This is a genomic window from Rhodococcus sp. SORGH_AS_0301, from assembly GCF_030818285.1.
Classification (GTDB): domain Bacteria; phylum Actinomycetota; class Actinomycetes; order Mycobacteriales; family Mycobacteriaceae; genus Rhodococcoides.
Genome location: NZ_JAUTAC010000002.1, coordinates 3,755,996 through 3,770,402, shown reverse-complemented (window position 1 = coordinate 3,770,402; position 14,407 = coordinate 3,755,996). Strand labels below are relative to the sequence as shown.

Sequence of the window (14,407 nt, the reverse complement as noted above, 5' to 3'; positions counted from 1 at the left end):
GGACATGAGTGACGACAAGACCGGCCCGATTCTCGGAGTCTCGGATCTGACGATCGACTTCGAAGTCGACAAGACGTGGCGTACAGCCGTACGGAACGTCTCGTTCGACCTCGCTCGCGGTGAAATCCTCGCCATCGTCGGCGAATCGGGCTCGGGTAAGTCCACCACCGCCATGGCGGTGCCCGGCCTGCTGGCCGACAACGCCCGCGTGAGCGGCAGCATCACGCTCAACGGTCGCGAACTGATCGGCCTGAAGGAACGTGAGCTGAACTCGGTGCGCGGCAAGGACATCGCCGTGATCTTCCAGGAGCCGATGACGGCTCTGAACCCCGTCTACACCATCGGGTGGCAGATCACCGAGGCCATCCGCGCGCACAGCGAGCTCAGCAAGGCGCAGGCCAAGGACCGTGTCATCGAGCTGCTGCGGCTCGTCGAGATGCCGGAGCCGGAGAAGCGCGTCAAGTACTACCCCCACCAGTTGTCCGGTGGCCAGCGCCAGCGCGCGATGATCGCCCAGGCGTTGGCATCCGAGCCGTCCGTGCTCATCGCGGACGAGCCGACCACGGCACTCGACGTGACCGTGCAGGCCGAGATCCTGCAGCTCATGCGCGACCTCCGCGGTCGGGTCGACGCGGCGATCCTGCTCATCACCCACGACATGGGCGTGGTCGCCGACATGGCCGACCGCATCCTCGTCATGCGCGGTGGCGACATCGTCGAGCAGGGCACCTCCGGCGACATCTTCCATCGTCCCGATCACGCCTACACCCGCGAACTCCTGGCCTCCGTGCCCCACCTCGGTTCCCGGACCGGGCAGGCGGGCACCGACGACACCCCCGACGTGCGGTACGCGCTCGAACTCGTCGACGCCGTCATCGAGTACCCGGGTTCGCGTCGCTCCGGTGGCTTCCGCGCGGTCGACGGTGTCAGCCTCACCATCGAGCCGGGCGAGGTGGTCGGTCTGGTCGGTGAGTCCGGATCGGGCAAGTCGACCATCGGCAAGGCAGCCGTCGGCCTGCTCAAGCTGCATTCGGGGTCGTTGTCCATCGCCGGAACGGACATCACGTCGATGTCGACCCGCGACCTGCGTCCGGTGCGCAGCAAGGTCGGCATCGTGTTCCAGGATCCGGGTTCGTCGCTGAACCCGCGGTGGCCCATCGGCCAGTCGATCGGCGAGCCGATGTTGCTGCACACCGAGATGGACCGTGGTCAGCGCAACACCAAGATCGAGGAGTTGCTCGATCAGGTGCACCTGTCGCGGGACATGCGCAACCGCTACCCGCATCAGCTGTCGGGTGGTCAGCGCCAGCGTGTCGGCATCGCCCGCGCCCTGGCTCTCGAACCCACCCTCCTCGTCGCCGACGAGCCGACGTCCGCGCTCGACGTGTCCGTACAGGCCAAGGTGCTCGAGCTCTTCCAGGAGCTGCAGCGGGAGTACGGCTTCGCATGCCTGTTCATCAGCCACGACCTCGCCGTGGTGGAGGTGCTGGCTCGCCGCATCGCCGTCATGAGTGCGGGCAAGCTGGTGGAGTTCGATCGGACCGACACCATCCTGCGCTCGCCGGCCGACCCGTACACGAAGCGGCTGCTCGCCGCGGTGCCCGTTCCCGACCCGGAGCAGCAGGCCGTCCGGCGCCGCGAGCGTGCCGAGTTGATGGCTGCCGAGCGGAACGCCGGATCCACCGCGACGTAGGACCACCGATAGCCTGACCGGATGACCAGCTCAGCCACAGATCCCCTCGGCCCGATCCTGGAGCTCGAGGGGGTGCGCGACGCCGCCGAGCGGGCGCGGAACGCGCTGGGCGAGGTGCACCGGCACAAGGCCAACCGGCGCGGATGGAAGGCGACGGCAGCCGAGGCGGCGGTCCGGGCCGCGCGGGCCTCCGCCGCGATGGAGGGGTCCTCCACGGCGATGCCCGAGGACGGTGAGGCCGCCCCGCCCCTGCTCGCCGGCGCGCTCCGGGTGGCCCAGGCTCTCGACGGCGACTCCCTGCCGATCATGGTGGGCGTCTGGCAACGGGCGCCGCTGCAGGCGCTGGCGAGGCTGCACCTCCTGGCCGCCGCGGACCTGGCGACGACACAGGACGATCTCGGACGACCCCGTGCGGACGCAGCCGACCGCCTCGCGTTCCTGGCCGATCTCGTGACCGGCGCCACGAAGGCGCCCGCCCCGGTGCTGGCCGCCGTGGTGCACGGAGAACTGTTGGCGCTGAAGCCGTTCGGCACGGCCGACGGCATCGTGGCCCGGGCGGCCTCGCGGCTGGTGGCCGTGTCCACGGGCTTCGACCCCCACAATCTCGGTGTCCCGGAGATCAGTTGGGCGAAGCGGCTCGCCGCGTACCGCACCGGCGCCGACGGTTTCGCCCGCGGCACCGAGCAGGGCGTGGGGAGCTGGGTGCTGTTGTGCTGCGGCACCTTCGAGGCCGGAGCAGCCGAGGCGACCACCATCGCGGACAACTCCGTCTGACGCATGAAACGGGCGACGCTGCCGAGTTCTCACCTCGACGACGTCGCCCGTCAGCACGAACGTCGGTTACCAGGCGTGCAGAGTGGGTTGCGGCGGAGCGGACTCCGCGAGGCCTCGGCGGGAAATCGTGCGCCCGGGACTCGTGTCCGCAACCAGTGCGAAGTTCTCATCCCTGATGCGCGACTTTCGCAGGCCCACAACGCTTGTGCCATCATAGCGGCGCGCTACGCGTGGGTACTGATCGGTCGTGCTGGGGAAAGCCCGGCTGGGAGAGCGATCCTTCTCTTCCGGCCCGCTCTTGGCCTTCCGTCTTCCCGTAAGACCATTTGTACTCTGTGACTCGCGCCACAGCAAGGGTTTCGCGAACCCGATCGATTCAGCGTCGCCGACGCAGCAGCGTGTACGTCGCGGCGCCCGCGGCCAGGGCGCCGAACGAGACGGCGGCCATGCCGGCCACCGTGCCCGACGACGGGGCCTGGAACCGGGCGCGCAGCGAGACCGGGTCGGAGAACGTGAGGATCGGCCATCCCCTGGCCGACGCCTCGCGGCGCAGGCCTCGATCCGGGTTCACCGCGGTGGGATGTCCGACCGCGTCGAGCATCGGCAGATCGGTGATCGAGTCCGAGTAGGCGTAGGACCGAGACAGGTCGTATCCCTCGCGCTCGGCCAACTCCTCCATGGCGGTGACCTTGCCGGGCCCGTAGCAGTAGAACGAGAGCTCGCCCGTGTACTTGCCGTCCTCGACGGCCATCCGGGTACCCATGTCGTGGTCCACGCCCAGAGCCTCCGCGATGGGCGCCACGACCTCCTCGCCGGAGGCCGAGACGATGACGACGTCGTGGCCGCGCAGCTTGTGGTCGGCGATGAGGTCGGCAGCCTCGGCGAAGACCAGCGGATCGACGATGTCGTGCAACGTCTCGGCGACGATGGCTCGGACCTGCTCGACGTCCCAGCCGGTACACATGTTGGCGATGTGGATGCGCATCCGTTCCATCTGGTCGTGATCCGCGCCCGACACCAGGAACAGGAACTGCGCGTAGCTGCTCTTGAGCACGCTCCGGCGGTTGATGAGACCCCCGTCGAAGAAGGGCTTGCTGAAGGCCAGCGTCGAGGACTTGGCGATGATCGTCTTGTCCAGATCGAAGAACGCGGCGACGCGGCCGGGGGCGTCCGGGCGGAGGGGTGTGCTCACCCCGTCAGCCTAAGGGTGCCCGGAGGTGGATCGCGGGTCACGGGGTCTCCACCTGCTTCGACCGCGACGGACCGACGGTCGTCCGTGTCGGTGCGGGTGGTCGGCGGTGTAAGATTTCGGCTACCCGGTCTCGAACCGGGCGTGTTCAGCCCGACCCCCCGGGGCTGAACTCCGACGACCCCCGCCTCCTCCCCCCCCCTGGCGGGGGTCGTCCCCTACTTCCGGTGCGGTAGCACCTTCTCCGCGCTGGTGCAGGCGCCGTCCCCGGGTACCGAGTTGTCCACAGGTTCGGCTCGCCGCTCTGGCGGACCGACCGCGGACGCCGCACGATCGACGGCGTGACCGACCTCGATTCAGCACTCCTGGTGATCGTGCCCGACACCGCACTCTCCGATCGTGTCCGGCGCATCGCCGCCGCCGCGGGTCGGGAGTCGTCGCACCTCGGCGCGCTGCCGGACCGTGCGCTGTGGCAGTCCTCGGACATCGTCGTGCTGGGAACGGCAGCTGCCGAACGAGCAGTGCGGGAACACCTTCCGAGGCATCCCGGTGTCGTCGTCGTGACCGACGGACCGGCGGACGTCGAGGCCTGGCAGAGCGCGTCGCGGCTCGGCACCTCCCGTGTGCTCGCGCTGCCGGCGCAGGAGGCCGATCTCATGGGGGTGCTGTCCGCGGCCGCACGCGTCCCCGTCGGTGGCGGTGTGGTCGTGACGGTGGTGGGCGGTTGCGGCGGCGCCGGTGCGTCCGTGTTCGCCGCGGCATCGGCCGTCGTCGCGTCCCGGTCCGGGCGCACCGTGTTGATGGACGGAGACGCGGTGGGCGGCGGGATGGACCTCGTCACGGGACTTGACGGCACACCGGGCCTGCGCTGGCCGGAACTGGTGATCGACGGCGGAACCGTCACGGCCGACGCACTGCATCACGCGCTGCCCGGGCGCGGCGATCTGGCGGTGCTCTCGACCCGGCGCGAGCAGACGAACACCATCACGGCAGCGGCCTGGCGCGCCGTCGTCGACGCCGGAGTCACGGCGGGCGAGGTCGTCGTGTGCGACGTACCGCGCGCAGGCCCCATTCACGAGATGTCCGTGCAGGCGGCAGATCTGGTGGTCGTGCTGGTCCCGGCGACGGTGCGGTCGGCCGCGGCGGCGCAGTGTCTCGCCCGGTCGATCACCTCGACATCGGCCAACGTGGGAGTGGTGGTCCGCGGTCCCGCGCCGTCCGGACTGACGGCCGCGGAGGTGGCCGACGTGGTGGGTCTTCCCCTGCTCGCCTCCGTGCGCCCCGAGCGTCGACTCGCCGCGATGCTCGACGGGCGTGGACTGGTCCTCGGCCGCCGATCTCCCCTGGCGCGAGCTGCCGGCGACGTCCTGGCACTGCTCACCTCGGCGCCCACGACATGACGGGATGGGTGTCGACGGATCTGCTCGATCGCGTCCGGGTGCGCCTCGTCGACGCCGACCGGGATCCGACGCCCGCCCTCATCGCGGAGGCGCTCCGGGCCGAGGCGGGCGGCGTGCTCGGTGACGCGGATCTGCTGCGCGCACTGCATCTCCTGGACACCGAGTTCCGCGGTGCCGGCGTGCTCGACGCCGTCCTGCGCGAGCCCGGCGTGACCGACGTGTTGGTCACCGGACCCGACGACGTGTGGGTGGACCGGGGACAGGGTCTGCGGCGAGCCGGCGTCGGGTTCGGGGACGAGGCCGCCGTGCGCCGCCTCGCCCAGCGGCTGGCGCTGTCGGCCGGGCGGCGGCTCGACGATGCGCAGCCGTGGGTGGACGGTCGTCTGCCCGGGATCGATCCCGGGTCGTTCGGAGTGCGACTGCACGCCGTTCTCGCGCCGGTGGCGCAGGGCGGGACGTGCCTGTCGCTCCGTGTGCTCCGTCCCGCGACGCAGGGTCTGGCAGCGCTCGCCGCGACCGGGGCGTTCGCCGACGGCGCCGAGGATCTGTTGCGCCGCATCGTGTCCGGACGCCTGGCCTTCCTCGTGGTCGGTGGCACAGGAACCGGCAAGACGACATTGCTGGCGGCACTTCTCGGTGAGGTGGACGCGGCCGAGCGCATCATCTGTGTCGAGGACGCCGCCGAACTGGCGCCCTCGCACCCCCACGTGGTGCGGCTCGTCGCCCGGCCCGCGAACGTGGAGGGAGTGGGCCAGGTGGGAGTGCGCGATCTGGTGCGTCAGGCCCTGCGCATGCGTCCCGATCGCATCGTGGTGGGCGAGGTCCGCGGTGCCGAGGTCGTCGACCTGCTCACCGCGCTCAACACCGGACACGACGGCGGTGCGGGCACCGTGCACGCCAACTCGCCCGACGAGGTACCCGCACGACTCGAAGCGCTGGCGGCCCTCGGTGGCATGGACCGGGCGGCGTTGCACAGCCAGTTCGCCGCCGCGGTGCAGGTGGTGCTGCACACCGCCCGCACGCCGAGCGGGCAGCGTGTGCTGTCGTCCATCGGCGTGCTCGAACGGGACGACCGCGGGCTGTGCACCGTGGTCGACGCCTGGTCGCGAACGCGGGCACGAGGTCCAGGACTCGACGCTCTCACCGCGATCCTGCGTCGGCGGGAGGGGTCCGCGTGATGCTCGCGGCGGTCTGTCTCGCGGCGGCTCTGCTGGTGCTGCCCTGCGCGGAGGCGCGCCGGCGCCTCGGACCGGTGCGCCGACGCTCGCTCGGGTCGGTGCGAGTGCCGGCGCCTGCCTGGATACCGGTGGCGGCAGGCGCGGCAGCGCTGGGTCTCGGTGCCGCGGTGGGCGCCGCGGTGGCCGTCGTGCTGGGAACGGTCGCCCTGCGGCGCACCCGAGGCGCTGTGCGGTTGGACCGTCGCCGCGCGGGGGACACCCTGGCGGCGGCGCTCGAGACGATGGTGGCCGAACTCCGCGTGGGAGCCCACCCGGCCACGGCCTGCCGCACCGCTGCGCGCGAGCACCCCGGGCCGGTCGGCACCGTCTTCGCCGCGGCCGCGGCCCGTGCGGAACTGGGCGGCACGATGTCGGATGCCGTGCGTGTCGGCGGACACGGGCCGGCGTGGGATCGGGTGGGTGCCGTGTGGCGCGTGGCCGAGGTGCACGGGCTGGGTCTCGCGGCACTGCTCGACGCGGTGCGCTCCGATCTGCGCGATCGCGGACGCTCGGCCCGGCGCATCGAGGCGTCCATGGCCGGCCCGCGCGCCACGGCGATGGTCCTCGCCGCGCTGCCCGCCGTCGGCGTCCTGCTCGGCCAGGCCATGGGCGCAGCGCCCCTCGCGGTTCTCACCGGAGGCGGCGCCGGCGGCATCATGCTGGTCGTCGGAGTGGCCCTCGCCTGCGCCGGGCTGCTCTGGACCGACGCCATCGTCGCGAAGGTGGCACCGTGACGATCGCCCTCGTGCTCTTCGCCGCCGCGGTGCTCGCGCTCCCGCCCGCCGTCGGTGTGCGCGCCCGGCTCCGGGTGCCGGGCGCGAACGGTTCCGTATCGGTGGGGGTGGCGCCGACGGACCACCACGCCACCGCGGGCGCGTTGGACCTGCTGTCCGCCTGTCTCCGTGGGGGACTCGACATCGGCAGCGCATCCTCGGCGGTGTCCTCCGTCGCGCCCGAACCCATGGCGTCGGCACTGCGCCGCGCCGCCCAGTTGCTCACTCTCGGAGCGGATCCTGATGCAGCCTGGTCGGCGCTGGCGGCGCATGCCGACACCGAGTCGGTGGCACGCGTCATCCTCCGCTCGGCGCGGTCGGGAACCTCGATGGCCGACGCGACCGCCGAGGCGGCAGCCGATCTGCGCGTGCGGGCCGACGATGCCGCCGCTGCCGCGGGCGAACGCGCCGGAGTGATGGTGAGCGGACCGCTGGGGCTGTGCTTCCTGCCCGCGTTCGTCTGCCTCGGCATCGTGCCCGTGGTGATCGGGCTTGCCGGGTCCGTCCTGAACGGCGGGGTGATGTGACCCCCGCCCGAGAACGCCGAGGGGGAACGTCCTCCTCGGAATACGAAGGGGGAGAACATGAGCAAGATCCTGACCGAGGTGGGCGCGCGCATCCTGATGGTGGCGCGGGAGGACGACGGGATGTCGACGGCCGAGTACGCCATCGGCACCATCGCGGCGGCGGCGTTCGGTGCCGTGCTCTACACGGTGGTGACGGGCGACAGCATCGTGACCGCGTTGACGTCCATCATCGACAAGGCGCTGCAGACACAGGTCTGACGGCGGACTCGGGTCTCACGGGCGACAGCGGGGCGGTGACGGTCGAGGCGGCGCTGGCGATCTCGTCGATCGTCGCCGTCCTGGTGTTGTGCCTCGGTGCGCTGGTCACCGTCACCGAGCACATCCGGTGCATCGACGCGGCGCGGGAGGGTGCCCGGCTCTCGGCGCTCGGAGACGAGAGCGCGGTGACGTCGGCGACGGTGGTGGCCCCGCCCGGTGCGCGGGTGACGGTGTCGCGCGTCGGCGATCTGGTGACGGTGCGAGTGGAGGCGTCGTCGCCGCTGCCCGGGTTGACGGTGTCGGCGAGTGCGGTGGCGACGGCGGAGCCGACGGGTGGATGACCGCGGTTCGGCGACTGTGCTGGGAGCGTTCGTCACGGCGGCGCTGGTGGTGGTGACCGCTGCGGTGGTCTCGGTGGGTGCCGCCGTCTCGGCCCGTCATCAGGCGCAGTCGGCGGCGGACCTCGCCGCGTTGGCGGGTGCCGCCGCACTGACGTCGGGGTCCGAGGCGGGGTGCGCGGCGGCGACGGCGTCGGCTGCGCGGATGGATGCGGTGCTGGACGGATGCGCGGTGGAGGAGTGGGACGTGCAGGTCCGGGTGCGAGTGCGGATCGCGCTGCTGCGCTTCGGGGAGAGGGACGCGGTGGCCTCTGCGCGGGCGGGGCCGGTGGAGGAGTGATCGTGGACCAGCACCTCGATATGTCGGTCAGCGCGACTCGGCGAGCCTGCGTACTTCCGGTGCGACGGGGCGGCCGGTCTTCGCGCTGGCGGCCATGGCGGCTCGTGCAGCAGCCCGCCTCACAGAGACACGCAACTGGTGCCTCGGTGATCGTGGACTATCGACCCCGGATTCCGGGGCCTGGATTCCACGATCGCGCCAGCAGGAGCACGCCCATGCCGATGGTCCACACGTTCAGGGTGTCGAGGGCGAGCCGCTCGGTGACACCCGAGCCCAGTCCCCATTTCCCGGGGCTGAGGAAGGCGATGCCGCCCACCACGGCGATCGCACTGCAGGCGTAGGTGAATCGCGAGGCGACTCGACCGACGGATCGTGCGACACACAGCATTCCGGCGAGCTGCAGGCCGAAGTGCACCTGCGCCGCGACGGTGTGGGGGACCGGTGCGACGTCCATCGGGAGGAACCCGACGGCGCACGTCGCGAGACCGGAGAGCGCCACGAGGATCCACCCCGTCCGTGCGATGCCCACCGAGGGACGTACCAGGAGCGCCGCGCCCGCTGCGGTGGCGCCGCCCACGGCCACGAACGTCGCGTTCATGACGACGTGATCGGGCGAGCAGTAGTCGGTGCACGTCGCCGCACCGAGGGCGCTGATGACGTCGTCACGCCAGCTGTACGGGGTGGTCCAGGAACGCGAGACGATCACCTGCATCGGCCAGTAGAGGACTGTGGCGATCCACAAGGAGGCGACGCTCCGACGCAGGGTCATGACACGACGGTAGACACCGGCGTCGTGACCGGCGCATCATGAGGTGAGTCACACGTGTGACGTGCGGTAACGCGCAACCGGGTTATCGCAGGCCGAGCATCGGGGGAATCGGAATGTCGAGAGTGGCGGACGTCAAGGACGAGGCACGATCGCGGCTGCGGTGGTTCGCGGTGCACGGAGTGGTGCGCTTCTTCGCCACACGCGGCATCAAGATCGGTGACCCGCAGGCCAAGCTCATCGCCGATCCGGTGACTCGCGCGAACCCCGGTGTCGTCTACCAGGAGATTCGCGACCGGGGAAAGATCGTCAAGGGCCGCGTCGCCTACCTCACCGTCGACCACGGGCTGATCTTCGACCTCCTGCGCTCGGACGACTACCGCACCGTCGTCGTGGGCGGCAATCTCCCGAAGCCGCTGCGGGCGATCGAGCGTCGCACCCGAACCGCCGCTCTGCACCCGCTGGCGCCGCCGTCGCTGCTGTCGGTCGAGCCGCCCTCGCACACCCGCTACCGCAAGCTGGTGTCGTCGGTGTTCACCGCGCGCGCCGTCAACGCGATGCGCGACAACGTGCAGCAGGTGGCCGACACGCTTCTCGACGAACTCGTGGCCGCGGGCGGCGGCACGGTCGACATCGTGTCGTCGTACTGCGCCAAGCTTCCGGTCGCCGTCATCGGTGACATCCTCGGCGTGCCGGAGGCGGACCGCGACAAGGTGCTCGAGTTCGGCGAACTCGCGGCGCCCAGTCTCGACGTCGGTCTGACGTGGTCGCAGTTCCGCGAGGTCGAGCAGGGCCTCGAGGGCTTCGACCGGTGGCTCGCCACCCACATCGCGGGATTGCGCGACAACCCGGGCGACGATCTGATGAGTCAGCTCATCGCGGCGTCCGAGGACGGGGTGTACCTGAACGATCGGGAACTCCGCGCCACCGCGGGTCTGGTGTTGGCGGCAGGGTTCGAGACGACGGTCAACCTGCTCGGCAGCGGCATCAATCTGCTGATGAACAACCCCGACCAGCTCGCGCGACTGCAGGACGATCCGTCGCTGTGGGGAACGGCCGTCGACGAGATGCTGCGGCTCGAGTCGCCGGTGCAGATGACGGCCCGCGTCGCGAAGGGTTCCGTCACCCTCGAAGGCATGGACCTCGAGGCCGGCGATCTGGTGGTGTGCGTCCTCGCGGCCGGTAATCGGGACCCGCAGGTCTTCGACGACGCCGACACCTTCGACGTCGGTCGGTCCAACGCCAACAAGCACCTGTCGTTCTCGGGTGGGCGCCACTACTGCCTCGGCGCCGCACTCGCGCGCGCGGAGAGCGAGGTGGGACTGCGCACGCTGTTCGACCGCTTCCCGCATCTGTCGTCCGCCGGCACCGGCGTCAAGCGGGACACCCGTGTGCTGCACGGGTTCCGCACGCTACCGGTGGCGCTCGGCGAACCGGCCACCGTGTCTGCCTAACCCTCCAGACAGGCGAGGACGGCGTCGAGCACGCGCACGGCGCCGTCCTTGTCCAACGGATCGTTTCCGTTGCCGCACTTGGGTGACTGCACGCAGGACGGGCACCCCGAGACACACTCGCACGACGCGATGGCCTCGCGGGTCGCGGAGAGCCAGATGCCGATGACGGCGTGGCCGCGGTCGGCGAATCCGGCGCCACCGTCGTACCCGTCGTAGACGAAGACCGTCGGCAGGCCGGTGTCGGCGTGCAGTGCCGTCGACACGCCGCCGATGTCCCATCGGTCGCATGTCGCGACGAGGGGCAGCAGACCGATGGCCGCGTGCTCCGCCGCGTGGAGCGACCCGGGGACACGTTCGGCGGTCACGCCGGCGGACTCGAGCAACTCCGGCGTGATCGTGTACATGACTGCGCGCGTGTGGAGTTCCTGCATCGGCATGTCGAGTTCCACGGAGTCGAGAATCTCTCCGGACGGCAGTCTGCGGAGGTATCCGACCACCTGGTGGCTCACCTGGACCTGCACCAGCGCGACGTCGACCTCCCCGTACGACTGCTGTTCGTGCACGTCCTCGATCACGATGTCGGTGATCTCGCGCGCCGAGGTGGTCCACTCGGGCTCCTCGGGGTGCACCACCGCGAGGCCTTCCTCGAAGTCGAGCGTGTCCACGACGAACGACTCGCCCTGATGGATGTGGACAGCGCCGGGGTGGGTCGTCGAGGGCGCGCGGCCGGCGTCGACGGTGCCGAGCATGCGTCCGGTGGAGCCGTCGACGATCGCGATCTGCGACCCGATACCGCCCCGGATGTCCACCGCCGCATGGGGGGTCGCGTCCGCGGTGATGTACCACCCGTGCGGCCGACGGCGGAGCAGACCCCGGTCCGCGAGGGACTGCGCGACGTCCTGAGCGCCGAGCTCGATCACCTCGTCGTCGGTCAGCGGGAGTTCCATGGCCGCGCAGAGCAGCTGTGGCCCCAGCACGTAGGGGTTGGTGGGATCGGTGACCGTCGCCTCGATGGGCTTGTCCAGCAACGCGGCCGGATGGTGCACGAGGTACGTGTCGAGCGGGTCGTCCCGGCCCACCAGGATCACCAGCGACCCCTGGCCGCGGCGACCGGAGCGGCCGGCCTGCTGCCAGAACGACGCGACCGTCCCCGGGAAGCCGGCGACGACGACGGCGTCGAGCCCCGCGATGTCGACGCCGAGCTCGAGTGCGTTGGTGGTGGCCACGCCGAGCAGGGTGCCGTCGGACAGCGACCGCTCGAGTTCGCGGCGGTCGTCGGCGAGGTATCCGGCCCGGTATGCCGCGATGCGCTGCGGCAGATCGGGATCGACGTCCGCGAGCAGCCGCGCGGTACCCAGTGCCGTCAGCTCCGCGCCGCGTCGGGAACGGACGAACGTCAGCGTCCGGGCGCCCTCGACGACGAGGTCGGCCATGATGCGTGCGGCCTCGGAACCGGCGGCGCGCCGGATCGGCGCCCCGTTCTCACCCGTGACGTCCAGAAGCGGTGGCTCCCACAGGGCGACGGTCCGGGGACCGTGGGGAGATCCGTCCTCGGTGATCTCCTCGCACGGTGCACCGACCAGGCGACTGGCCGCGGCCCCGGGATTCGACGCGGTGGCGCTCGCGAGAACGACGACGGGCGCGGCGCCGTAGCGCGCGGCGATGCGCCGGAGTCGTCGCAGGATCAGGGCGACGTTGGAGCCGAACACCCCGCGATACGAATGACATTCGTCGACGACGACGTACGCCAGGTTGCGGAAGAAGTGCGCCCACCGCTGATGGCCCTTGAGCAGCGAGATGTGCAGCATGTCGGGGTTGGTGAAGATCCACCGTGAGTTCGCCCGGGCCCACTGGCGCACCTCGAGGGGTGTGTCGCCGTCGTACGCACTCGGTGCGATGTCCGGGAAGCCCCGCGCGGCGAGCGAGTCCGTCATGTCCACTGCAGCCCGAAGCTGGTCTGCCCCCAGCGCCTTGGTGGGCGCGAGGTAGAGCGCGGTGGCGCGCGCGTCGGTCGACAGACGGGACAGCACGGGCATCCGGTACGCCAGCGACTTGCCCGACGCCGTGCCCGTCGAGACCACCACGTTGCGGCCCGACCACGCGAGCGACGCGGCCTCTGCCTGGTGGGTCCACGGCTGCGGGATCCCGCAGTCCTGGAAGACCTCGACGACCGCGGGCTCGAGCCACTGCGGCCATGCGGCGTACCGGGACTCACGTCCCGGCAGCTCCGCCGCATGGGTCAGCGGAGACTCTCCCGGCGGCGTTCCCGCCAGCGCTCGTCCGAGCAGCATTCCGCCGAACGAGGAGGCCGGTGCGTCGGTCGTCGTGCTCACTGTCTCTCACTCCCTCGGTGCTCGTGTCGATCGTAGAAGAACGGGCGGACAGAGCCCGCGAGGATATTTACGAAGTTGTTGTCTCGTCGACTGTCGCGCCGCCGTCCGACGTGGTTCACTGTTCTCGGTCGCAGCTTCTGTGTTCGTTTTCACGCTCGCAGGATCTAATGTTGCGAGCGCGGTGCGTGAAGCTCTGCCCACGGGGTGACTCTTGGGGGGGATCATCACAGCGGTCGGAACCGGCCCGATGGACTGTAAGTGCCGTTCATCGCATCCGGTGTTCAAGAAAAGGATAGACAAGCATGGCACAGGGAACTGTGAAGTGGTTCAACGCCGAAAAGGGCTTCGGCTTCATCGCACCCGAGGACGGCTCCGCTGACGTCTTCGTCCACTACTCCGAGATCCAGGGCAGCGGCTTCCGCACCCTCGAGGAGAACCAGCGCGTGGAGTTCGAGGTCGGACAGGGCACCAAGGGCCCCCAGGCCACGGGCGTCCGCGCCGTCTGATCTCGATCGGACAGTCTCTACCGACACGTCCCCCGTCGCCTTCCGAGGTGGCGGGGGACGTCTCGTTTCCGTGACACTGCGTCGCGGACACCACGCCGGCGGGGCGTTCGTGGCTTACTGTCGCGATCGTGAGCCAGTTGTCCTTCTTCTCCGCCGAGTCGACGCCGCCCGACGCGGCCGACCTCGCCGGGCTGCTGGCTGCGCAGGGTCAGCCCGTGATCGTGTCCGGGCGCACGCGCATCTCCGTCGTCGTCGACGCCACCTGGCGTGCCCACGCGGTGGCCGACCTGATCGAGTCGTGCGGCTTCGACGCCGAGATCACGACGACCGACGAGGGACGGCCACTGGTCCGGACCGAGCCGGTGCCCGAGCTGGCGTCGCTCGCCGCGGAGTGGGTCCGGGGAGCGGTGAAGGCGGTGCCCGGGGGTTGGGTGCCCGGACCGCGCGCCCTGCGGGCCTGGGTGGTCGCGGCGGGACGGCAGGAGGCCGGCGGCGCCCGGTTCGTCCTCGGACTCGATCCGCACGCCCCCGACACGCATCCGGTGCTCGCCCAGTCGTTGATGCGCGCCGGTGTGGCGCCGACTCTGGTGGGAACCCACGGAGGGACGCCGGCACTCCGGATCACCGGTCGACGTCGGGTGACCAGGCTCATCGAGAACATCGGCGAGCCGCCACCGGGCGCTCTCGCCGCGGGCGGGTGGCCCGTCCTCGTGTAGAGGAAGAGGGGGACTCGGACGGAGGTCACCGATGGTCGATGGGCCGCGGTGTCACATACGAGTTGCACGTGTGTGTCACTCTGTAGTGTGTCGGCTTCGAACGGTTCGGGGTATCGACGCAGG

General features: G+C 70.8%; 15 protein-coding genes. 12 read left to right on the top strand and 3 right to left on the bottom strand.

From position 1 onward, the window contains the following. The first annotated feature begins 4 nt into the window (after positions 1–4). Both QE397_RS18465 and QE397_RS18460 read left to right on the top strand, forming a co-directional pair. Complete coding sequence (locus QE397_RS18465) at positions 5–1,693, top strand: ABC transporter ATP-binding protein (protein WP_373425257.1); 1,689 nt, start codon at positions 5–7, stop codon at positions 1,691–1,693. Between the two features lie 21 nt (positions 1,694–1,714). Further along, positions 1,715–2,467, top strand: coding sequence for a hypothetical protein (locus QE397_RS18460; protein ID WP_056443385.1), 753 nt, complete (start codon positions 1,715–1,717; stop codon positions 2,465–2,467). 376 nt (positions 2,468–2,843) lie between these two features. On the opposite strand, the gene QE397_RS18455 is transcribed toward QE397_RS18460, so the two are convergent. Beyond that, positions 2,844–3,659 (bottom strand): HAD-IB family hydrolase, encoded by an 816-nt coding sequence (locus tag QE397_RS18455; RefSeq protein WP_027506702.1) that lies wholly within the window; start codon positions 3,657–3,659, stop codon positions 2,844–2,846. A 338-nt stretch (positions 3,660–3,997) separates the two neighbouring features. Between QE397_RS18455 and ssd the strand changes: the two genes are divergently transcribed. From ssd to QE397_RS18420, 7 genes are read left to right on the top strand one after another with little or no spacing between them, the layout of a single operon-like run. Continuing rightward, complete coding sequence (gene ssd / locus QE397_RS18450; RefSeq protein ID WP_307096598.1) at positions 3,998–5,056, top strand: septum site-determining protein Ssd; 1,059 nt, start codon at positions 3,998–4,000, stop codon at positions 5,054–5,056. Continuing rightward, positions 5,053–6,234 carry a TadA family conjugal transfer-associated ATPase gene (locus QE397_RS18445; RefSeq protein WP_307096596.1) on the top strand — a complete coding sequence of 394 codons (1,182 nt, stop codon included), beginning with the start codon at positions 5,053–5,055 and terminating at the stop codon, positions 6,232–6,234. Before ssd ends, QE397_RS18445 begins: the two co-directional genes overlap by 4 nt. Further along, positions 6,234–7,007, top strand: a complete 774-nt coding sequence (locus QE397_RS18440) for a type II secretion system F family protein (protein WP_307097624.1) — start codon at positions 6,234–6,236, stop codon at positions 7,005–7,007. The genes QE397_RS18445 and QE397_RS18440 overlap by 1 nt, the downstream gene beginning before the upstream one ends. Next, complete coding sequence (locus QE397_RS18435) at positions 7,004–7,573, top strand: type II secretion system F family protein (RefSeq protein ID WP_307096595.1); 570 nt, start codon at positions 7,004–7,006, stop codon at positions 7,571–7,573. Before QE397_RS18440 ends, QE397_RS18435 begins: the two co-directional genes overlap by 4 nt. 57 nt (positions 7,574–7,630) lie before the next feature. After that, on the top strand, positions 7,631–7,831 hold the full coding sequence (locus QE397_RS18430; RefSeq protein WP_307096592.1) for a DUF4244 domain-containing protein: 201 nt from the start codon (positions 7,631–7,633) through the stop codon (positions 7,829–7,831). A 35-nt stretch (positions 7,832–7,866) separates the two neighbouring features. Further along, positions 7,867–8,172 carry a TadE family type IV pilus minor pilin gene (locus QE397_RS18425; protein WP_197027832.1) on the top strand — a complete coding sequence of 102 codons (306 nt, stop codon included), beginning with the start codon at positions 7,867–7,869 and terminating at the stop codon, positions 8,170–8,172. After that, a complete protein-coding gene (locus tag QE397_RS18420) occupies positions 8,165–8,509 on the top strand; it encodes an Rv3654c family TadE-like protein (protein ID WP_222647570.1) in 345 nt (114 codons plus the stop codon). Before QE397_RS18425 ends, QE397_RS18420 begins: the two co-directional genes overlap by 8 nt. 157 nt (positions 8,510–8,666) lie before the next feature. On the opposite strand, the gene QE397_RS18415 is transcribed toward QE397_RS18420, so the two are convergent. Further along, the gene (locus QE397_RS18415) at positions 8,667–9,278 is read right to left on the bottom strand and encodes a DUF998 domain-containing protein (protein ID WP_222633343.1); all 612 of its coding nucleotides are present in this window, start codon (positions 9,276–9,278) and stop codon (positions 8,667–8,669) included. Positions 9,279–9,391: 113 nt separating this feature from the next. Here QE397_RS18415 and QE397_RS18410 point away from each other — a divergent pair, with 113 nt between their 5' ends. Continuing rightward, the gene (locus QE397_RS18410) at positions 9,392–10,729 is read left to right on the top strand and encodes a cytochrome P450 (protein WP_222650618.1); all 1,338 of its coding nucleotides are present in this window, start codon (positions 9,392–9,394) and stop codon (positions 10,727–10,729) included. On the opposite strand, the gene QE397_RS18405 is transcribed toward QE397_RS18410, so the two are convergent. Continuing rightward, complete coding sequence (locus tag QE397_RS18405) at positions 10,726–13,020, bottom strand: DEAD/DEAH box helicase (protein ID WP_307097622.1); 2,295 nt, start codon at positions 13,018–13,020, stop codon at positions 10,726–10,728. The two genes, QE397_RS18410 and QE397_RS18405, sit on opposite strands and share 4 nt — an antisense overlap. Before the next feature lie 344 nt (positions 13,021–13,364). Here QE397_RS18405 and QE397_RS18400 point away from each other — a divergent pair, with 344 nt between their 5' ends. Both QE397_RS18400 and QE397_RS18395 read left to right on the top strand, forming a co-directional pair. After that, positions 13,365–13,568 carry a cold-shock protein gene (locus QE397_RS18400; protein ID WP_005248460.1) on the top strand — a complete coding sequence of 68 codons (204 nt, stop codon included), beginning with the start codon at positions 13,365–13,367 and terminating at the stop codon, positions 13,566–13,568. Positions 13,569–13,696: 128 nt separating this feature from the next. Continuing rightward, positions 13,697–14,284, top strand: coding sequence for a hypothetical protein (locus tag QE397_RS18395; RefSeq protein WP_222638935.1), 588 nt, complete (start codon positions 13,697–13,699; stop codon positions 14,282–14,284). Positions 14,285–14,407: the final 123 nt, after the last annotated feature.

Excerpts from the sequence above, each read along its gene's own strand:
- QE397_RS18440 (WP_307097624.1), top strand. The coding sequence starts at position 6,234 with ATGCTCGCGGCGGTCTGTCTCGCGGCGGCTCTGCTGGTGCTGCCCTGC.
- QE397_RS18460 (WP_056443385.1), top strand. The coding sequence starts at position 1,715 with ATGACCAGCTCAGCCACAGATCCCCTCGGCCCGATCCTGGAGCTCGAG.
- QE397_RS18445 (WP_307096596.1), top strand. The coding sequence starts at position 5,053 with ATGACGGGATGGGTGTCGACGGATCTGCTCGATCGCGTCCGGGTGCGC.
- QE397_RS18405 (WP_307097622.1), bottom strand. The coding sequence starts at position 13,020 with ATGCTGCTCGGACGAGCGCTGGCGGGAACGCCGCCGGGAGAGTCTCCG.
- QE397_RS18400 (WP_005248460.1), top strand. The coding sequence starts at position 13,365 with ATGGCACAGGGAACTGTGAAGTGGTTCAACGCCGAAAAGGGCTTCGGC.
- QE397_RS18415 (WP_222633343.1), bottom strand. The coding sequence starts at position 9,278 with ATGACCCTGCGTCGGAGCGTCGCCTCCTTGTGGATCGCCACAGTCCTC.
- QE397_RS18410 (WP_222650618.1), top strand. The coding sequence starts at position 9,392 with ATGTCGAGAGTGGCGGACGTCAAGGACGAGGCACGATCGCGGCTGCGG.
- QE397_RS18430 (WP_307096592.1), top strand. The coding sequence starts at position 7,631 with ATGAGCAAGATCCTGACCGAGGTGGGCGCGCGCATCCTGATGGTGGCG.
- QE397_RS18465 (WP_373425257.1), top strand. The coding sequence starts at position 5 with ATGAGTGACGACAAGACCGGCCCGATTCTCGGAGTCTCGGATCTGACG.